The sequence below is a fragment of the Cupriavidus phytorum genome (assembly GCF_003254285.1).
Lineage (GTDB): Bacteria > Pseudomonadota > Gammaproteobacteria > Burkholderiales > Burkholderiaceae > Cupriavidus > Cupriavidus phytorum.
Genome location: NZ_QKZN01000003.1, coordinates 445,884 through 461,048, shown reverse-complemented (window position 1 = coordinate 461,048; position 15,165 = coordinate 445,884). Strand labels below are relative to the sequence as shown.

Genomic DNA, 15,165 nt, shown 5'->3' with positions numbered 1-15,165 from the left:
AAGCCGTCAAACCGGTTCGCCTGACTTGCCGCCCTTCGCGCCGTCCTTCGCGCCATCCTTCGCCTTCGCGGCGCGCTGTTCGCGATGCCAGGCCTGGTCCAGCTCGCGCAGGTGGCGCAGCTTCTCGGCAATCTTGCCTTCCAGCCCGCGCGGCACCGGCTGGTACCAGCCCTGCGCCTTGAGGTCATCCGGGAAGTAATGCTCGCCGGCGGCATAGGCCTCGGGCTCGTCGTGCGCGTAGCGGTAGGCGTGGCCGTAGCCCAGCTCCTTCATCAGCCGGGTCGGCGCGTTGCGCAGGTGCACCGGCACCGCGCGCGACTTGTCCTTGGCGACGAAGGCGCGCGCGGCGTTGTAGGCGTTGTAGCCGGCATTGGACTTGGGTGCGACCGCCAGGTAGATCAGCGCCTGGCCCAGCGCCAGCTCGCCCTCGGGCGAGCCCAGCCGCTCGTAGGTCTCGGCCGCGTCCAGCGTGATGCGCGCGGCGCGCGGATCGGCCAGGCCGATATCCTCCCACGCCATGCGCACGATGCGGCGCGCCAGGTAGCGCGGGTCGGCGCCGCCGTCGATCATGCGGCAGAACCAGTACAGCGCGGCGTCGGGGTCCGAGCCGCGCACCGACTTGTGCAGCGCGCTGATCTGGTCGTAGAAGGCATCGCCGCCCTTGTCGAAGCGACGCAGGTTCTCGGACAGCGCACTGCCCAGCAGCGCGGTATCGATCTGCGCGGCGCCGGCATTGCGCGCGGCGCGCGCGACGATCTCGATGTTGTTCAGCAGCTTGCGTCCGTCGCCATCGGCCGAGGCGACGATCAGCTGCAGCGCTTCGTCCTGCCAGCTGATGCCCCCCAGCTCCTCGGAGGCGCGCAGCGCCAGCTGGGTCAGTTCGGCATCGTCCAGGCTCTTGAGCACGTAGACCGCCGCGCGCGACAGCAAGGCGCCGTTGACCTCGAACGACGGGTTCTCAGTGGTGGCGCCGATAAAGGTGAACAGCCCGCTTTCCACGTGCGGCAGGAACGCGTCCTGCTGGCTCTTGTTGAAGCGGTGCACCTCGTCGACGAACACCAGCGTGCGCCGGCCATGGGCGCGGAACTGCTCGGCGCGCTCGACCGCCTCGCGGATATCCTTGACCCCCGACAGCACCGCCGACAGCGCGATGAATTCCGCGTCGAACGCATCCGCCATCAGCCGCGCCAGCGTGGTCTTGCCCACCCCTGGCGGCCCCCACAGGATCATCGAATGCGGCTCGCCCGACTCGAACGCCACGCGCAGCGGCTTGCCCGCGCCGAGCAGGTGCTGCTGGCCGATCACCTCGTCGATGGTGCGCGGGCGCAGGCGCTCCGCCAGCGGTTGCCGGGAACGGTCGGGAGATTCGGAAAACAGCGTGTCCGCCACGGTAGTCAGGCCCTGTCAGGGCAAGATGCAGAACGCCACAGTGTAGACCATCGGCGGCGCGCGCTCAGGCGGCGAACGCCACCACGTCCTCGATCTCGACGCGGATGCCGATGCGCTCGCCCACGGCGTGGTTGTGGTGCGAGGGCACCAGCGCCAGCACGCGCCCGCCGCTGGCCAGGCGCAGCGTGTACAGGATCTCGGCGCCGCGGAAGGCCTTGTGCACGACCTCGGCGCGCATCGGGCTGGCGTCGTCGTGGATGATGTCGTCGGGGCGCACCAGCACGTCGACCGCCGCGCCGGCCGCCAAGTCCAATGGCACGGCCGGGCGCAGCAGGCCCAGTTCCAGTTCGATCTGCGCGGCATCATGCATGCGCCCGGCCATCAGCACGCCCTGGCCGATAAAGCCGGCGACGAAGCGCGAGGCCGGGCGGTGGTACAGGTCGTGCGCGCTGCCCCATTGCTCGATCACGCCGTCGTGCATCACGCCGATCTCGTCGGCCATGGCAAAGGCTTCGTACTGGTCGTGCGTGACCAGGATGGCGGTGGTGCCCTGCGCCTTGAGGATCGCGCGCACTTCCAGGCTCAGGCGTTCGCGCAGGTCCACGTCGAGGTTGGAGAACGGCTCGTCGAGCAGCAGCAGTTCCGGGCGCGGCGCCAGCGCGCGTGCCAGCGCCACGCGCTGCTGCTGGCCGCCGGACAGTTCATGCGGGTACTGGCGGCCGGCGCCGTCCAGGCCCACCAGCTGCAACACCTCGTCGACCCGCGCCGCGCGCTCGGCCCGGCTGGCGCGGATCAGGCCGAAGCCGACATTGGCCGCCACGTCCAGGTGCGGAAACAGCGCGTAGTCCTGGAACACCATGCCGATGCGGCGTTGCTCCGGCGCCAGCAGCGTGCCCGACGACGACACGGTCTGCCCGTCCAGCACGATGCGTCCGTCCTGCAGCGGCTCGAAGCCCGCGATCGCGCGCAGCACCGTGGTCTTGCCGCAGCCGCTGGGCCCCAGCAGGCAGGCGATATGGCCGCGCGCCACCGAGAAAGACAGGCCCTTGACCACGGCATGGCGGCCGAAAGCGTGACGGATACGCTCCACCTCGATGACAGCCGGAGCGGGCACGGCCGCATCCGGAGCATCGGCACGGGTAGCCGGCCGGGTGCGGGCCTGGGTGCCTGGCAGGCGTGAATAGGAATCGGTTCGCATGTGCGCATTATAGGGACGTGCCGGCCCGTGCGGCCGGGGTCCCGGCCTCGCCCGACACGCCGACGCCGCCGGCATTGCTAGAATGCGTCAGCCCGCACACCGCGCCGCCAGGCACAGGTCCGGCGGGCGGCACTTTGCTCACCGTTTCCGCGCATGCTCCTGTCCAGCCGCCGCCGCTTCCATCCCCTGACCCTGGCCACCGTGGCGATGGCGCTGCTGATTGCCGTGCCGGTGCTGGTGATCGCCTCGGCCGTGCTGCTGCCCGCCGGCGACACCTGGCGCCACCTGATCGACACGGTGCTGGCCGAATACGTGCTCAATACCGTCTGGCTGCTGTGCGGCGTCGCCGCGGGCGTGCTGCTGCTTGGCGTGACCACCGCGTGGCTGGTCTCGACCTGCCGCTTCCCCGGCCACGGCGTGATGGAATGGGCGCTGGTGCTGCCGATGGCGATGCCGGCCTATGTGATCGCCTACGCCTACACCGACGCGCTGCAGTTCGCCGGACCGGTGCAGGGCTGGCTGCGCGAGCTGACCGGCTGGCGCGCGCGCGAATACTGGTTTCCGGAGATCCGCTCGCTCGGCGGCGCGATCGCACTGTTCTCGCTGGTGCTGTACCCGTACGTCTACCTGACCGCGCGCGCCGCCTTCCTGCAGCAGACCCAGAACACGCTCGAGGCCGCGCGCCTGCTCGGCCATGGCGCCTGGAGCCGGCTCTGGCGCGTGGTGCTGCCGCTGGCTCGCCCGGGCATCGTCGCTGGTACCGCGCTGGCGATGATGGAAACGCTGGCGGACTTTGGCACCGTCGCCTATTTCGCCATCCCGACTTTCTCCACCGGCATCTACCGCGCCTGGTTCTCGCTGGGCGACAAGAACGCCGCGGCGCAGCTGTCGGCCTGCATGCTGCTGTTCGTCGCCGCGATCCTGCTGATGGAGCGCGCCAGCCGCGGCCGCGCGCAGGTGTTCGGCAACCAGCGCCGCGCCGCGGCCTGGACCCTCGACGGCGCACGCGGCTGGCTGGCGCTGGCGGTATGCCTGGTGCCGGTGCTGCTGGGCTTCGTGGTGCCAGCGCTGATGCTGTGCCGCATGGCGTTTACCGATGGCGACGCTCAGTTCGGCCCGCGCTTTGTCGGCCTGGTGCGCAACAGCTTCCTGCTGGCCAGCGCCACCGCGCTGGCGGCGGTGGCGGTCGCGCTGGCGGTGGGCTATGCCGCGCGCGCGGTCAACGGCAAGCGCAGCTGGCTGATGCGCGGACTGACCCGGATTTGCGGCATGGGCTATGCGCTGCCGGGCTCGGTCATCGCGGTGGGGGTGCTGGTGCCGGTGGCGCGGCTGGACAATGCGCTGTCGGCCTGGCTGCAGCAGCAGTTCGGGGTCTCGGTGGGGCTGCTGCTGACCGGCGGCATCGCGGCGCTGGTCTATGCGCTGCTGGTGCGCTTCCTGGGGGTGGCATTGCAGACCGTCAATGCCGGGCTGGGCAAGATCACACCCAGCATGGACGCCGCCGCGCGCAGCCTGGGCCACGGTCCCGGCGCCACGCTGCGGCGCGTGCATTTGCCGATGCTGCGCGGCAGCCTGCTGACCGCCGCGCTGATCGTCTTTGTCGACGTGATGAAGGAATTGCCGGCGACTTTCGTGATGCGGCCGTTCAATTTCGACACGCTGGCGGTGCAGGCCTACAACCTGGCCGCCGACGAGCGGCTGACCGAGGCCGCCACCGCCTCGCTGGTGATCGTCGCGGTCGGGCTGCTGCCGGTGATCGTGCTGTCGCGCACGATCCGGCGGCAGGCGCAGCGCTGAGCCGCAACGGTCGCGCTAAAGTCGCGCGCGCCTGGCGCCGATAGCCTCTTATGGCCCGGCATCCGCCCGGGCGCGACCCGCGGCATGCCCGCCGCGCAAGAGCCTATGCTGCGATATCACATCCTGCTGTTCAAGTTGAACCGGCTCAGCCGCACCAAGCTGAGCGGCGTGGAAGAAGTCTCGCTGGCCGGACAGCTGGCCGAGATGATCGGGTCGGCCGACACCGCCGCGCGCGTGATCGACGACCTGTTCGACCATGCCAACCCGCAGGTACGCCGCATCGCCCTCAATGCGGTCCGCCGCGCGCGGCAATTTTCCGCGCCCGCGCTGCAGCCGGCGCTGGTGCGCCGCATGGCCGATGCCGAGGCGGCGGTGCGCCACGATGCCGTATGGATCATGCAGGAGACCCGCATGGACGGCGCCGAACTGCGCGCCGCACTGCGCCGGCTGGCCGGCAAGGTGCAACTGCCATGGGATGCCGAGCGCGCCCGCGCCAACCCGGGCGATACCGCGCTGGCGGCACAGGTGCGGGCGCGCATGGCGCTGGACAAGCTGCTGGAGAAGAGCGCCGCGGAGCGCAACCAGGCGCTGGCGGCAATGGCGCTGGGCTCGACCTCGGACCAGCCCTATGCCGAAGGCACGGTCGGCCACAAGGGGCTGCTGCATCGCGCGCTGGTGCGGCGGCAGGCAGGGCGGCGGCTCAACAGCAGCGTCAAGCTGACGTTCCGCAAGGTTGAACCGACGCAGGTGACGGGGAACAAGCGGTTCTTGCTGTGACAGCAAGGTCTGACTGCCGACAACTTGGCGATCGCTTGTTTTCTCCCTCTCCCGCGCGGGAAAGGGAGAAAACCAGAGTCAAGCCATCCTTCGGCTTTACTTGAACCCCGCCCGATCCACCAGCTTCTGCGCCTGCGGCTGGTACTTGCCCAGCTCGGCCACGTTGATGGCATCGGACTTGAACTCGCCCAGGGCTTCGAGCACGGGGTTGCTGACCTTCACGCCCTTCACCACCGGCCATTCGTTGTTGCCGTCGGCAAAGTAGCGCTGCGCCTCGTCGCTGGCCAGGTATTCCAGGAACTTGACCGCCGCTTCCTTGTTCGGCGCGTGCTTGAGCATGCCGCCGCCGGAGACGTTCATGTGCACGCCCTGGCTCGACTGGTTGGGCCACACCACGCCCAGCTTTTCGGCCACGGCCTTGTCTTCGGGCTTGGCCGACTTCAGCAGGCGCGCGATGTAGTAGGTGTTGGCGATGGCCACGTCGCACTCGCCCGCGGCAACCGCCTTCAGCTGGTCGGTGTCACCGCCCTTGGGCACGCGGGCCAGGTTGGCGGCCACGCCGCGCGCCCATTGCTCGGTGCGGGCCTCGCCGTCGTGGGCGATCAGGCTGGAGATCAGCGACAGGTTGTAGACATGGCCGCTGGAACGCGTGCAGACCTTGCCCTTCCACTTGGGATCGGCCAGGTCTTCATAGTTGGCAATGTCGCCGGCCTTGACCGCGGCCTTGTTGTAGGCGATCACGCGGCCGCGTGCCGAGAAGCCGAACCACTCGCCATTGGGATCGCGGTAGTTGGCCGGGATGCGCGACTCCAGCACCTTCGACTTCACCGGCGCGAACACGCCGGCTTGCTGGGCGCGCCACAGGCGCCCGATATCCACCGTGATGAACACGTCCGCCGGGCTGTTGGCGCCTTCGTTGCGAATGCGCTCCAGCAGCGGATCTTCCTGGCCTTCGATGCGGTTGATCTTGATGCCGGTCTGCTTGGTGAAGTTGGCGTACAGCGCCTCGTCGGTCTGGTAATGCCGCGCGGTGTAGAGGTTGAGCACCTTTTCCTGGGCCGCCGCGGCAAGCGGCAGCGTCAGCAGGGCCAGTGCCGCGGCGCGCGGCAGCAAGGTTCGGATGGTGGTTTTCACGCGGTTGGCTCCCCAGCATGGTTTGGGCAGCCGCCGGGCACCCCCAAGGCCGCCCGGTGTTTGGATTCCGGTTAGCGGAAAACAATATTGATTCTTGTTCAGGCGGTCAAATTACATTTCTGTCATGTTGGGCGGCGCTTGCGCCGGGTCAAGATGACCAGTCAACACCGGCATGAACGCGGCCTCAGCCGCGCCGCACCCACACCACCTTGCCGGCGTTGATCCCCAGCGTGCGCCGCTGCGGGTTGTAGTCCATGGTGCCGGGGAACTGCTGGCCGTCGCGTTCGCCCAGTCGCCACGTGCAGCCTTGCAGCAGGCCGATGGCTTCGGCCTCGGGCTTGCCGACCAGTGCGTCGTCGGCCAGCTTGTCGGCCGCGCAGCCCGCCGGCGTGCCGAGCGCACCTTGCGGGCCCGGCGCCGGTGTCGGCGCCCCTGGCTCAGCCGGGGCGGCCGCGCAGCCGGCCAGCAACGCGCCGCCCGCGGCCAGCCACAGCAGTTGATGGGTCCGGCTGCGCATCATGGCAAGCATCGTAATCATTGGGAGGCTCCTGTCTGGGTTGGCGAGTCAGAGGATTCTGGGACACATGGCGCCGCATGGGGTTCAGTTTCTTTTTACTCGGATCTGAAACTTTTGCCGGATTGGCGCGGCGACGACGTTTGCGCTGTCTGGTCCGCGCTTGACCTGGATAAACCAGCCTATAACCGATGGGTGTTATCAAGGAATCAGGCAGGCCCGGCGATGGCCGGGCCCATTCGCCCCACCGTACTCACTGGGAGAAATGCATGACCGCAATGATGAAAGCCGCCATCTTTGTCGAGCCCGGCCGGATCGAACTGGCCGACAAGCCCATCCCCGATGTCGGCCCCAACGATGCGCTGGTCCGCATCACCACCACCACGATCTGTGGCACCGACGTGCATATCCTCAAGGGTGAATACCCGGTCGCCCGGGGCCTGACGGTGGGCCACGAGCCGGTCGGCGTGATCGAGAAGCTGGGCAGCGCGGTGGCCGGCTACCGTGAAGGCCAGCGCGTCATTGCCGGCGCGATCTGCCCCAACTTCAATTCCTACGCGGCGCAGGATGGCGTGGCCTCGCAGGACGGCAGCTACCTGGTGCCGCAGGGGCTGTGCGGCTGCCATGGCTACAAGGCCACCGCGGGCTGGCGCTTCGGCAACCTGATCGACGGCACGCAGGCGGAATATGTGCTGGTGCCCGATGCGCAGGCCAACCTCGCGCCGATCCCCGACGGGCTCACCGACGAGCAGGTGCTGATGTGCCCCGACATCATGTCGACGGGCTTCAAGGGTGCGGAGAATGCCAACATCCGCATCGGCGACACCGTCGCGGTGTTCGCGCAGGGACCGATCGGCCTGTGCGCGACCGCCGGTGCCCGGCTCTGCGGCGCGACCACCATCATCGCCATCGACGGCAACGACCACCGGCTCGAGATCGCGCGCAAGATGGGCGCGGACGTCGTGCTGAATTTCCGCAACTGCGACGTGGTGGATGAAATCATGAAGCTGACCGGCGGCCGCGGCGTCGATGCCTCGATCGAGGCGCTCGGCACCCAGGCGACGTTCGAGCAGGCGCTGCGCGTGCTCAAGCCCGGCGGCACGCTGTCCAGCCTGGGGGTGTATTCCAGCGACCTGACCATCCCGCTGTCGGCGTTTGCCGCCGGCCTGGGCGACCACAAGATCAACACGGCGCTGTGCCCCGGCGGCAAGGAACGCATGCGCCGGCTGGTCAACGTGATCGAGTCGGGCCGCGTCGACCTGGGCCTGCTGGTGACCCACCACTACCCGCTGGAGGATATCGTCGCGGCGTACGATCTGTTCGCCAACCAGCGCGACGGCGTGCTGAAGATCGCCATCAAGCCGCACTGAACCGCACTGAGCCGCACTGAGCCGCAGCCAGCGCCGGCTCGCGTCCGGCTCAGCCTCTGGCGCGGTTGGCCAGGGTCTTCATCGCGTCGGCGGGCAGCGGGCCGTGGCAGGTACGTTCGCCGCCGGCCTCGCTTACCACCAGCCATACCTGGCCGGGCTTGTCCTTCGGATGCAGCAGCCAGGCCGGGCCGCGCGCGTTGCTGCTCGGCGGCAGGTCTTCCAGCACGCCGGTGCTGGTCGATTGCAGCATCACCGCGCATTCGTTGGCGGGCACGCGGGTCGCCGCGAGGAAGGCCGGATTGCCAACCACTTCGGGCAACGCCGAGTCCGGCGCGCGCAGGAAGGCATCGACATCGAACTTGCTGGCGCCACCGCCGCTGCTGGCGCACGCCGCCAGCGCGAGCACACCAGCGCTGGCGAGCAACGCAGCGCCACCGCGACGATACGTGCTGCCCGATCCTGCCGACCCTTCGTGCGCATCGATCATGGCGGCCCTCATTGCTTCATCACGTCGGCGCCCTTGGGCACCGTGAACCGGAACGCATCGGCCGCCAGCGGCGGGTTCTTCTGCATGCCGGTGAAGGTCAGCAGCGTGGTGTTGCCGAACGCGTCGCGCAGCTCCATCGCCTCGAGATTGCCGGCCTTGAAGCCGATGCCGATGCGCTCGAACTGCGTATCCTTGGCCTTGGGCGTCAGCTCCAGCCATTCCACGCCATCGCGCGTCGGCCCGTTCCTGACCACGAAGTTCTTGTCGAGGTCGTTGCTGCCGAACAGGATCGCTGCCGGGCTGGAGCCCAGCGCGCCGTCGAGCTTGCGCTCGGTGACCTGGTTCAGGTCCTTGTCATAGATGTACAGGGTCTGCCCATCGGCCTGCAGCAGCTGCTCGTAGGGCTTGGTATAGCGCCAGGTGAACTTGCCCGGGCGCGAGAACACGAAAGTGCCGCTGGACGTGCCGGTCACCTTGACGTTGGCGCCCTGCCCCTTGACCTGGCGCTGCGTGAATTCACCGCGCGCGCTCTTCACGCCGGTCACGAAGCTTTGCAACTGGTCGGTGGCGGCGGCATGGGCCGGCGCCTGCATGGCGAACATCGCCAGCGCGGCGCAGGCCGACACGAGGATGCGGTTGCGCATGATCTGGATCCTGGTTGTTATCGAATGCGTTGCCACGGTGCGGCGCCTGCTCTGGCAGCGCGCTGTATGGTCAACGTCTGGTTAGAGCAGGCAACTGGTGCGGGATTCCGCGCCGCGGGTAACCGGATATTACGGCAGATGGTGCGCGAACTGCGCCGGTTCGGGCACGAAAACTCGCAATTTGCGGTAAAGGGGCGAGTCAGGCGAAATTCGTATCGAGACGAAACACATCCTTACCTGCCGTGGAAGACAATGCCAAGCATGCACGTAGAGCACTCGCCACGCTGCCTCTTGCCTGTTGCTTCGCCGGGAGGCGGCCAAACACACTGGGCCGGCAATATGACCACCACCAAACCTACGGCCGGGCGTCAGCCATTCCGGCACGACGCCCGGCGCCTTGACCGCGACGAGATGAAGAGGATCGCCACGCGCCAGGTCAGGATTGAACTCGAAGCCCGGCAGGAAAAGAACGCTGCCAAGCCAGTAAATCCTGCCATGGTAGTCACGGGCATTCTGGCCGGGGTAGCGTTCGTCTTTTCCGTGATGTCGTGGCTGAATGAGAGCACCCAGGACAAGATCGACAAGGCCACTGGTCCGCTCGCCTCCGGGATAACGGAGATGGATCGCCGCCTCACGGGTCGCCTCGATGCTGTCGATGCACGCATCGACCGCCTGGAGGTGCGGGTCGAAAAGGAGTTTGAAAACGTCAACGCCAAATTAGGGAGCGTCAACGCGAAGGTCGACAACGTCAATGCGAAGCTCGAGAACATCAACGCGAAGCTCGATTTGGTGCTCAAGCGCCGCTAGCATACAGGCTCGGCAATCTACGGCTAGCCGGGATGCCCGCCGCTGCTAGTCACTCATCATCCCGCGCGGCGCCGCCACCCTGCACCAGGATGTCGCGGTTGCCGTTGCCCGACATGGCCGAGACCAGCCCGGCCTTCTCCATGTCCTCGAGCAGCCGCGCGGCGCGGTTGTAGCCGATGCGCAGGTGGCGCTGCACCAGCGAGATCGACGCGCGCCGGTTCTTCAGCACCACCTCGACCGCCTGATCGTACAGCGGATCGGCTTCGCCGCCACCACCGCCGATGCCGGCGCCGCCGCCAAAGCCGTCGCCACCGCCGCCGTCATCGGTCAGACCACCTTCGAGGATGCCCTCGATGTAGTTGGCCTCGCCGGATTCCTTGAGCTTTTCCACCACCCGGTGGACTTCGTCGTCCGAGACAAAGGCGCCGTGCACGCGCACCGGCAGGCCGGTGCCGGGCGCAAGGTAGAGCATGTCGCCCATGCCCAGCAGGGTTTCGGCGCCCTGCTGGTCGAGGATGGTGCGCGAGTCGATCTTGCTGCTGACCTGGAACGCGATCCGGGTCGGCACGTTAGCCTTGATCAGGCCGGTGATCACGTCCACCGACGGGCGCTGCGTGGCCAGCACCAGGTGCAGGCCGGCGGCGCGCGCCTTCTGCGCGATGCGGGCGATCAGTTCTTCCACCTTCTTGCCGACCACCATCATCAGGTCGGCCAGCTCGTCGATGACGATGACGATGGTGGGCAGCTTTTCCAGCGGTTCCGGTGCGTCGGGGGTCAGGCTGAACGGGTTCGGGATCTTCTCTTCCTTCGCCGCGGCCTCGTCGATCTTCTTGTTGTAGCCGGCCAGGTTGCGCACGCCCAGCTTGCTCATCAGCTTGTAGCGGCGCTCCATCTCGCCGACGGCCCAGTTCAGCGCGTTGCCGGCCTGGCGCATGTCGGTCACCACCGGGCACAGCAGGTGCGGGATGCCCTCGTAGACGCTCATTTCAAGCATCTTCGGGTCGATCAGGATCAGGCGCACGCTTTCGGGCTTGGCCTTGTACAGCAGCGACAGGATCATCGCGTTGATGCCCACCGACTTGCCCGAGCCGGTGGTGCCGGCCACCATGCAGTGCGGCATGCGCGCCAGGTCGGCCACCATCGGCTTGCCGGCAATGTCCTTGCCCAGCGCCATGGTCAAGCTGGACGCGCTCTCGTTGTAGACCTGCGAGCCCAGGATTTCCGACAGGCGCACGGTCTGGCGCTTGGGGTTGGGCAGCTCCAGCCCCATGTAATTCTTGCCGGGGATGGTCTCGACCACGCGGATCGACACCAGCGACAGCGAACGCGCCAGGTCGCGCGCCAGGTTCACCACCTGGCTGCCCTTGACCCCGGTGGCGGGCTCGATCTCGTAACGAGTGATGACCGGGCCCGGGTAGGCCGCCACCACCTTGACCTCGACGCCGAAGTCCTTGAGCTTTTTCTCAATCAGGCGCGAAGTGAACTCCAGCGTCTCGGCGCTGACGGTCTCCTGGTGCGGCGGGATCGGGTCCAGCAGCGACAGCGGCGGCAGGTCCGAATCCTGGATATCGGCGAACAGCGGCTGCTGCTTCTCGCGCTCGACGCGCTCGTGCTTGGGCACCGCCTGCGGGCGCACGATCTGCACCGGCGCCGCCTCTTCGATGCGCACGCGCTGCACCTCGACGGTTTCCTTGCGCTCGGTCTTGGCGGCCTCGCCGATGATGCGGTCCTGCTTGCTCTCGCGGCGGGCCTTGAAGCCCAGGAACAGGGTCTCGACAAAGCCGCCGATCTGCTCGGCCACGCTCAGCCACGAGAAATGGAAGAACAGCGACAGCCCGATCGCCAGCAGCAGCAACAGCAGCAGGGTCGCGCCGGTAAAGCCCAGCGCCACCTGCAGCCAGCCCCCGAGCAGGTCGCCCAGCACCCCGCCGGGCGCGCGCGGCAGCGCGGCGCGCAGCGGGTACATGCGGATCGCCTCCAGGCCCATGCTGGAGAACAGCGTCAGCACGAAGCCGATCCAGCTGACGGTGACGCCCTGTCGGTGCAGGCTGTGGTCGGTGCGCTCGGGCAGCTCGGCGGTCAGCGTGCGCCAGCCGCGCCAGCAGCGGCGCACCAGCAGCACCGCCAGCCAGTAGGCGGAGAAGCCGAAGATGAAGAACAGCACATCCGCCACCCAGGCGCCGACGCGGCCGCCCAGGTTATGGATGTCGGCGACCTGGTTGGCATGCGACCAGCCCGGATCGGTCTTGCTGTAGCTGGCCAGCACGCACAGGAAACCGAGCGTGACGGCCAGCAACAGGAACCAGCGGACCTCGCCCAGCAGTTTGCCGATGCGGGATGGCAAGGCTGAGGGATCGGTGCGGGTGGTCGTGGTAGCTCGGGCCATGCCTGGTTGAAACTCGCGTGTTAGGGGATTCCGGATCGGTTTCGGACCGATGCCGCCGGCGGCCGGGGTTCGTTCGCCGGGTGACGGACAGGCATCGTGGCGGCCATTTTAACGTGGCCCGAGACTATCGCACCCATTGGAATTTGCAACAGTGAGCAAATGCGGCTCCTCTTATAATGTCGCTTTCGAGCAATGCCGGTGAGCACCATGCCGCACCGGCCACAGGAACGCATCATGGCAAAACACGCAAAAGTGCTGATTCTCGGTTCCGGTCCCGCCGGCTACACCGCCGCGGTCTACGCGGCCCGCGCCAACCTGGAACCGGTGCTGATCACCGGCCTGGCCCAGGGCGGCCAGCTGATGACCACCACCGACGTCGAGAACTGGCCGGGCGATGCCAAGGGCGTGCAGGGTCCCGAACTGATGCAGCGCCTGCTGGCGCATGCCGAGGAATTCAAGACCGAAATCATCTTCGATCACATCCACACCGCCAAGCTGGTCGACGAGCACGGCCAGCCGGCCCGACCCTTCACGCTGATCGGCGACGCCGGCGAGTACACCTGCGACGCGCTGATCATCGCCACCGGCGCCTCGGCCCAGTACCTGGGCCTGCCGTCGGAAGAATCGTTCATGGGCCGCGGCGTGTCGGCCTGCGCCACCTGCGACGGCTTCTTCTACAAGAACCAGGAAGTGGCCGTGGTCGGCGGCGGCAATACCGCCGTCGAAGAAGCGCTGTACCTGTCGCATATCGCCAGCAAGGTCACCGTGATCCACCGCCGCGACAGCTTCCGCGCCGAGCCGATCCTGGTCGACCGCCTGCTGCAGCGCGAGAAGGAAGGCCGCGTGGTGATCCGCTACGACAGCGTGCTGGACGAAGTGCTGGGCGACGAGTCCGGCGTGACCGGCATCCGCGTGCGCGGCACCAAGACCGGCCAGACCGAAGACCTGAAGCTGGCCGGCGTCTTCATCGCCATCGGCCACAAGCCCAACACCGACCTGTTCACCGGCCAGCTGGCCATGGAAAACGGCTACCTGGTGACCAAGTCGGGACTGCAGGGCGATGCCACCGCCACCAGCGTGCCGGGCGTGTTCGCCGCCGGCGATGTGCAGGACCACGTCTACCGCCAGGCCATCACCAGCGCCGGCACCGGCTGCATGGCCGCGCTGGACGCGCAGCGCTTCGTCGAAGCCCTGAAGTAAGCAACCCCTCCGCCGGCGGCTCATCACCGCCGCCGGCGCGTCACACGGGCGCGGTCCCGCCCGCGGCCCCGCCAGTCGCCCCACCAGTCGATATAATCGGCGCCGAGCCTCCGGAGATTTTTTTCAATGACGCACGGCGCCCGCAAACCCGACCGACCGCCCCAACGCCTCGGCCTGAATGACCTTGCCAGGCTGCGCGACACCCTCAAGGCCGATACCGAGCGCCGCGAAGCCGAGCGCCTCGCCGCCGAGCAGGCGGCCGAGCGCGCCCGCGCCGAAGCCGATGTGTTCCGCACCAGCGTGGGCCAGGTCAGCCAGTTGCGCGACCGCAACCGCGCCCACCATCCCCCCAGCAAGCCCGCGCCCGTGCCGGTGCAGTCGCAGCGCAACGACCAGGCGGTGCTGCAGGCGTCGCTGTCGGACGAGTTCGATGTCGAAAGCCTGCTCGAGACCGACGAGACGCTGTCGTTCCGACGGCCCGGCATCGGCATGGACGTAGTGCGCAAGCTGCGCCGCGGCGAATGGGTGCCGCAGGACAAGGTCGACCTGCACGGGCTGCGCAGCGACGAGGCGCGCGAGGCGCTGGCCGAGTTCCTGCGCCGCTCGGTGCGCAACGGCGTGCGCTGCGTGCGCGTGATCCACGGCAAGGGCCTGGGCTCGCCTGACAAGCTGCCGGTGCTCAAGGGCAAGGTGCGCAGCTGGCTGGTGCAGAAAGAAGAAGTGCTGGCCTTCGTGCAGGCGCGCGAGGCCGAAGGCGGCGCCGGCGCGCTGATGGTGCTGTTGCGCCAGCCGCGCGCCTGACGCCGCGCCCGGATGCACGTTCCGCTCGAGTTGCTGATGGGGCGGCTGCCCCTGATCCTCCACATCATGGAGGTGATCGGCGTGCTCGCCTTCGCGGTCTCGGGGGTGGTCGACGCACGCAAGCAGCGCCTGGACGTGGTCGGCACCTTCGTGGTGGCCTTTGCCACCGCCTTCGGCGGCGGCACCGTGCGCGACGTGCTGCTCGACCGGCGCCCGTTCTACTGGGTCGACCATGAAGGCTATGTGCTGCTGATCTTCGCGATGTCGTTCGGCGCGTCGTTCGTGCTGCGCGTGGTCAGCCGGGTGGCCTCGGACCGGGCCATGATCGTGGCCGACGCCATCGGGCTGGGGCTGTTCTCGGTGACCGGCGCCTCGCTGGCGCTGGTGGCCCAGATGACGCCGACCGTGGCGGTCATGATGGGCATCATCTCGGCCGTGTTCGGCGGCGTGGTGCGTGACGTGCTGTGCAATGAAGTGCCGATGATCCTGCGCGACCGCTCGCCCTACGCCACCTGCTCGTTCATCGGCTGCTGGATCTATATCGGCCTGACCTGGGCCGAGGTGCAGCAGGAGGCAGCGCTGCTGACCGGCGCGCTGGCGATCATCGCCATGCGCCTGGCATCGGTGCGCTATGGCTGGAAGCTGCCCAGCTGAGCGTCGG

The 15,165-nt window shown here is 68.0% G+C and carries 14 protein-coding genes; 7 read left to right on the top strand and 7 right to left on the bottom strand.

Going from position 1 to position 15,165, the window contains the following annotated elements:
* Nucleotides 1-6 precede the first annotated feature (6 nt).
* Both C7416_RS10530 and C7416_RS10525 read right to left on the bottom strand, forming a co-directional pair.
* Entirely contained in the window at nt 7-1,389 is a 1,383-nt protein-coding gene (locus C7416_RS10530) for a replication-associated recombination protein A (protein ID WP_111518864.1), read from the bottom strand.
* Nucleotides 1,390-1,453: 64 nt separating this feature from the next.
* Complete coding sequence (locus C7416_RS10525) at nt 1,454-2,587, bottom strand: ABC transporter ATP-binding protein (RefSeq protein ID WP_111518862.1); 1,134 nt, start codon at nt 2,585-2,587, stop codon at nt 1,454-1,456.
* Between the two features lie 153 nt (nt 2,588-2,740).
* Between C7416_RS10525 and C7416_RS10520 the strand changes: the two genes are divergently transcribed.
* Both C7416_RS10520 and C7416_RS10515 read left to right on the top strand, forming a co-directional pair.
* A complete protein-coding gene (locus C7416_RS10520; RefSeq protein ID WP_111518860.1) occupies nt 2,741-4,384 on the top strand; it encodes an ABC transporter permease in 1,644 nt (547 codons plus the stop codon).
* Between the two features lie 105 nt (nt 4,385-4,489).
* The gene (locus C7416_RS10515) at nt 4,490-5,161 is read left to right on the top strand and encodes a hypothetical protein (RefSeq protein WP_111518858.1); all 672 of its coding nucleotides are present in this window, start codon (nt 4,490-4,492) and stop codon (nt 5,159-5,161) included.
* Between the two features lie 96 nt (nt 5,162-5,257).
* On the opposite strand, the gene C7416_RS10510 is transcribed toward C7416_RS10515, so the two are convergent.
* Both C7416_RS10510 and C7416_RS10505 read right to left on the bottom strand, forming a co-directional pair.
* Entirely contained in the window at nt 5,258-6,295 is a 1,038-nt protein-coding gene (locus C7416_RS10510) for a Fe(3+) ABC transporter substrate-binding protein (protein ID WP_111518856.1), read from the bottom strand.
* A gap of 184 nt (nt 6,296-6,479) precedes the next feature.
* Nucleotides 6,480-6,833 (bottom strand): hypothetical protein, encoded by a 354-nt coding sequence (locus tag C7416_RS10505; protein ID WP_111518854.1) that lies wholly within the window; start codon nt 6,831-6,833, stop codon nt 6,480-6,482.
* 245 nt (nt 6,834-7,078) lie between these two features.
* Here C7416_RS10505 and C7416_RS10500 point away from each other — a divergent pair, with 245 nt between their 5' ends.
* A complete protein-coding gene (locus tag C7416_RS10500; RefSeq protein WP_111518852.1) occupies nt 7,079-8,179 on the top strand; it encodes an NAD(P)-dependent alcohol dehydrogenase in 1,101 nt (366 codons plus the stop codon).
* Between the two features lie 49 nt (nt 8,180-8,228).
* Here the strand turns inward: C7416_RS10500 and C7416_RS10495 are convergent, their stop codons facing one another.
* Together C7416_RS10495 and lolA are read right to left on the bottom strand one after the other, a co-directional pair.
* On the bottom strand, nt 8,229-8,666 hold the full coding sequence (locus tag C7416_RS10495; RefSeq protein WP_111518850.1) for a hypothetical protein: 438 nt from the start codon (nt 8,664-8,666) through the stop codon (nt 8,229-8,231).
* An 8-nt stretch (nt 8,667-8,674) separates the two neighbouring features.
* Entirely contained in the window at nt 8,675-9,310 is a 636-nt protein-coding gene (gene lolA / locus C7416_RS10490) for an outer membrane lipoprotein chaperone LolA (RefSeq protein ID WP_012352052.1), read from the bottom strand.
* Nucleotides 9,311-9,649: 339 nt separating this feature from the next.
* Here lolA and C7416_RS10485 point away from each other — a divergent pair, with 339 nt between their 5' ends.
* Nucleotides 9,650-10,117 (top strand): hypothetical protein, encoded by a 468-nt coding sequence (locus tag C7416_RS10485; RefSeq protein WP_111518848.1) that lies wholly within the window; start codon nt 9,650-9,652, stop codon nt 10,115-10,117.
* 49 nt (nt 10,118-10,166) lie between these two features.
* On the opposite strand, the gene C7416_RS10480 is transcribed toward C7416_RS10485, so the two are convergent.
* Entirely contained in the window at nt 10,167-12,503 is a 2,337-nt protein-coding gene (locus C7416_RS10480) for a DNA translocase FtsK (RefSeq protein WP_111518846.1), read from the bottom strand.
* Between the two features lie 234 nt (nt 12,504-12,737).
* Here C7416_RS10480 and trxB point away from each other — a divergent pair, with 234 nt between their 5' ends.
* The 3 genes from trxB (at nt 12,738) to C7416_RS10465 (ending at nt 15,158) form a co-directional block, all read left to right on the top strand.
* The gene (trxB, locus tag C7416_RS10475) at nt 12,738-13,703 is read left to right on the top strand and encodes a thioredoxin-disulfide reductase (protein ID WP_111519057.1); all 966 of its coding nucleotides are present in this window, start codon (nt 12,738-12,740) and stop codon (nt 13,701-13,703) included.
* 126 nt (nt 13,704-13,829) lie between these two features.
* Nucleotides 13,830-14,504 carry a Smr/MutS family protein gene (locus C7416_RS10470; protein ID WP_092308121.1) on the top strand — a complete coding sequence of 225 codons (675 nt, stop codon included), beginning with the start codon at nt 13,830-13,832 and terminating at the stop codon, nt 14,502-14,504.
* Between the two features lie 12 nt (nt 14,505-14,516).
* Nucleotides 14,517-15,158 (top strand): trimeric intracellular cation channel family protein, encoded by a 642-nt coding sequence (locus C7416_RS10465; protein WP_111518844.1) that lies wholly within the window; start codon nt 14,517-14,519, stop codon nt 15,156-15,158.
* Nucleotides 15,159-15,165: the final 7 nt, after the last annotated feature.

Coding starts and splice junctions, on each gene's coding strand:
- C7416_RS10525 (WP_111518862.1), bottom strand. CDS start 2,587: ATGCGAACCGATTCCTATTCACGCCTGCCAGGCACCCAGGCCCGCACC.
- trxB (WP_111519057.1), top strand. CDS start 12,738: ATGGCAAAACACGCAAAAGTGCTGATTCTCGGTTCCGGTCCCGCCGGC.
- C7416_RS10520 (WP_111518860.1), top strand. CDS start 2,741: ATGCTCCTGTCCAGCCGCCGCCGCTTCCATCCCCTGACCCTGGCCACC.
- C7416_RS10465 (WP_111518844.1), top strand. CDS start 14,517: ATGCACGTTCCGCTCGAGTTGCTGATGGGGCGGCTGCCCCTGATCCTC.
- C7416_RS10505 (WP_111518854.1), bottom strand. CDS start 6,833: ATGATTACGATGCTTGCCATGATGCGCAGCCGGACCCATCAACTGCTG.
- C7416_RS10480 (WP_111518846.1), bottom strand. CDS start 12,503: ATGGCCCGAGCTACCACGACCACCCGCACCGATCCCTCAGCCTTGCCA.
- C7416_RS10500 (WP_111518852.1), top strand. CDS start 7,079: ATGACCGCAATGATGAAAGCCGCCATCTTTGTCGAGCCCGGCCGGATC.
- lolA (WP_012352052.1), bottom strand. CDS start 9,310: ATGCGCAACCGCATCCTCGTGTCGGCCTGCGCCGCGCTGGCGATGTTC.
- C7416_RS10485 (WP_111518848.1), top strand. CDS start 9,650: ATGACCACCACCAAACCTACGGCCGGGCGTCAGCCATTCCGGCACGAC.
- C7416_RS10515 (WP_111518858.1), top strand. CDS start 4,490: ATGCTGCGATATCACATCCTGCTGTTCAAGTTGAACCGGCTCAGCCGC.
- C7416_RS10495 (WP_111518850.1), bottom strand. CDS start 8,666: ATGATCGATGCGCACGAAGGGTCGGCAGGATCGGGCAGCACGTATCGT.
- C7416_RS10470 (WP_092308121.1), top strand. CDS start 13,830: ATGACGCACGGCGCCCGCAAACCCGACCGACCGCCCCAACGCCTCGGC.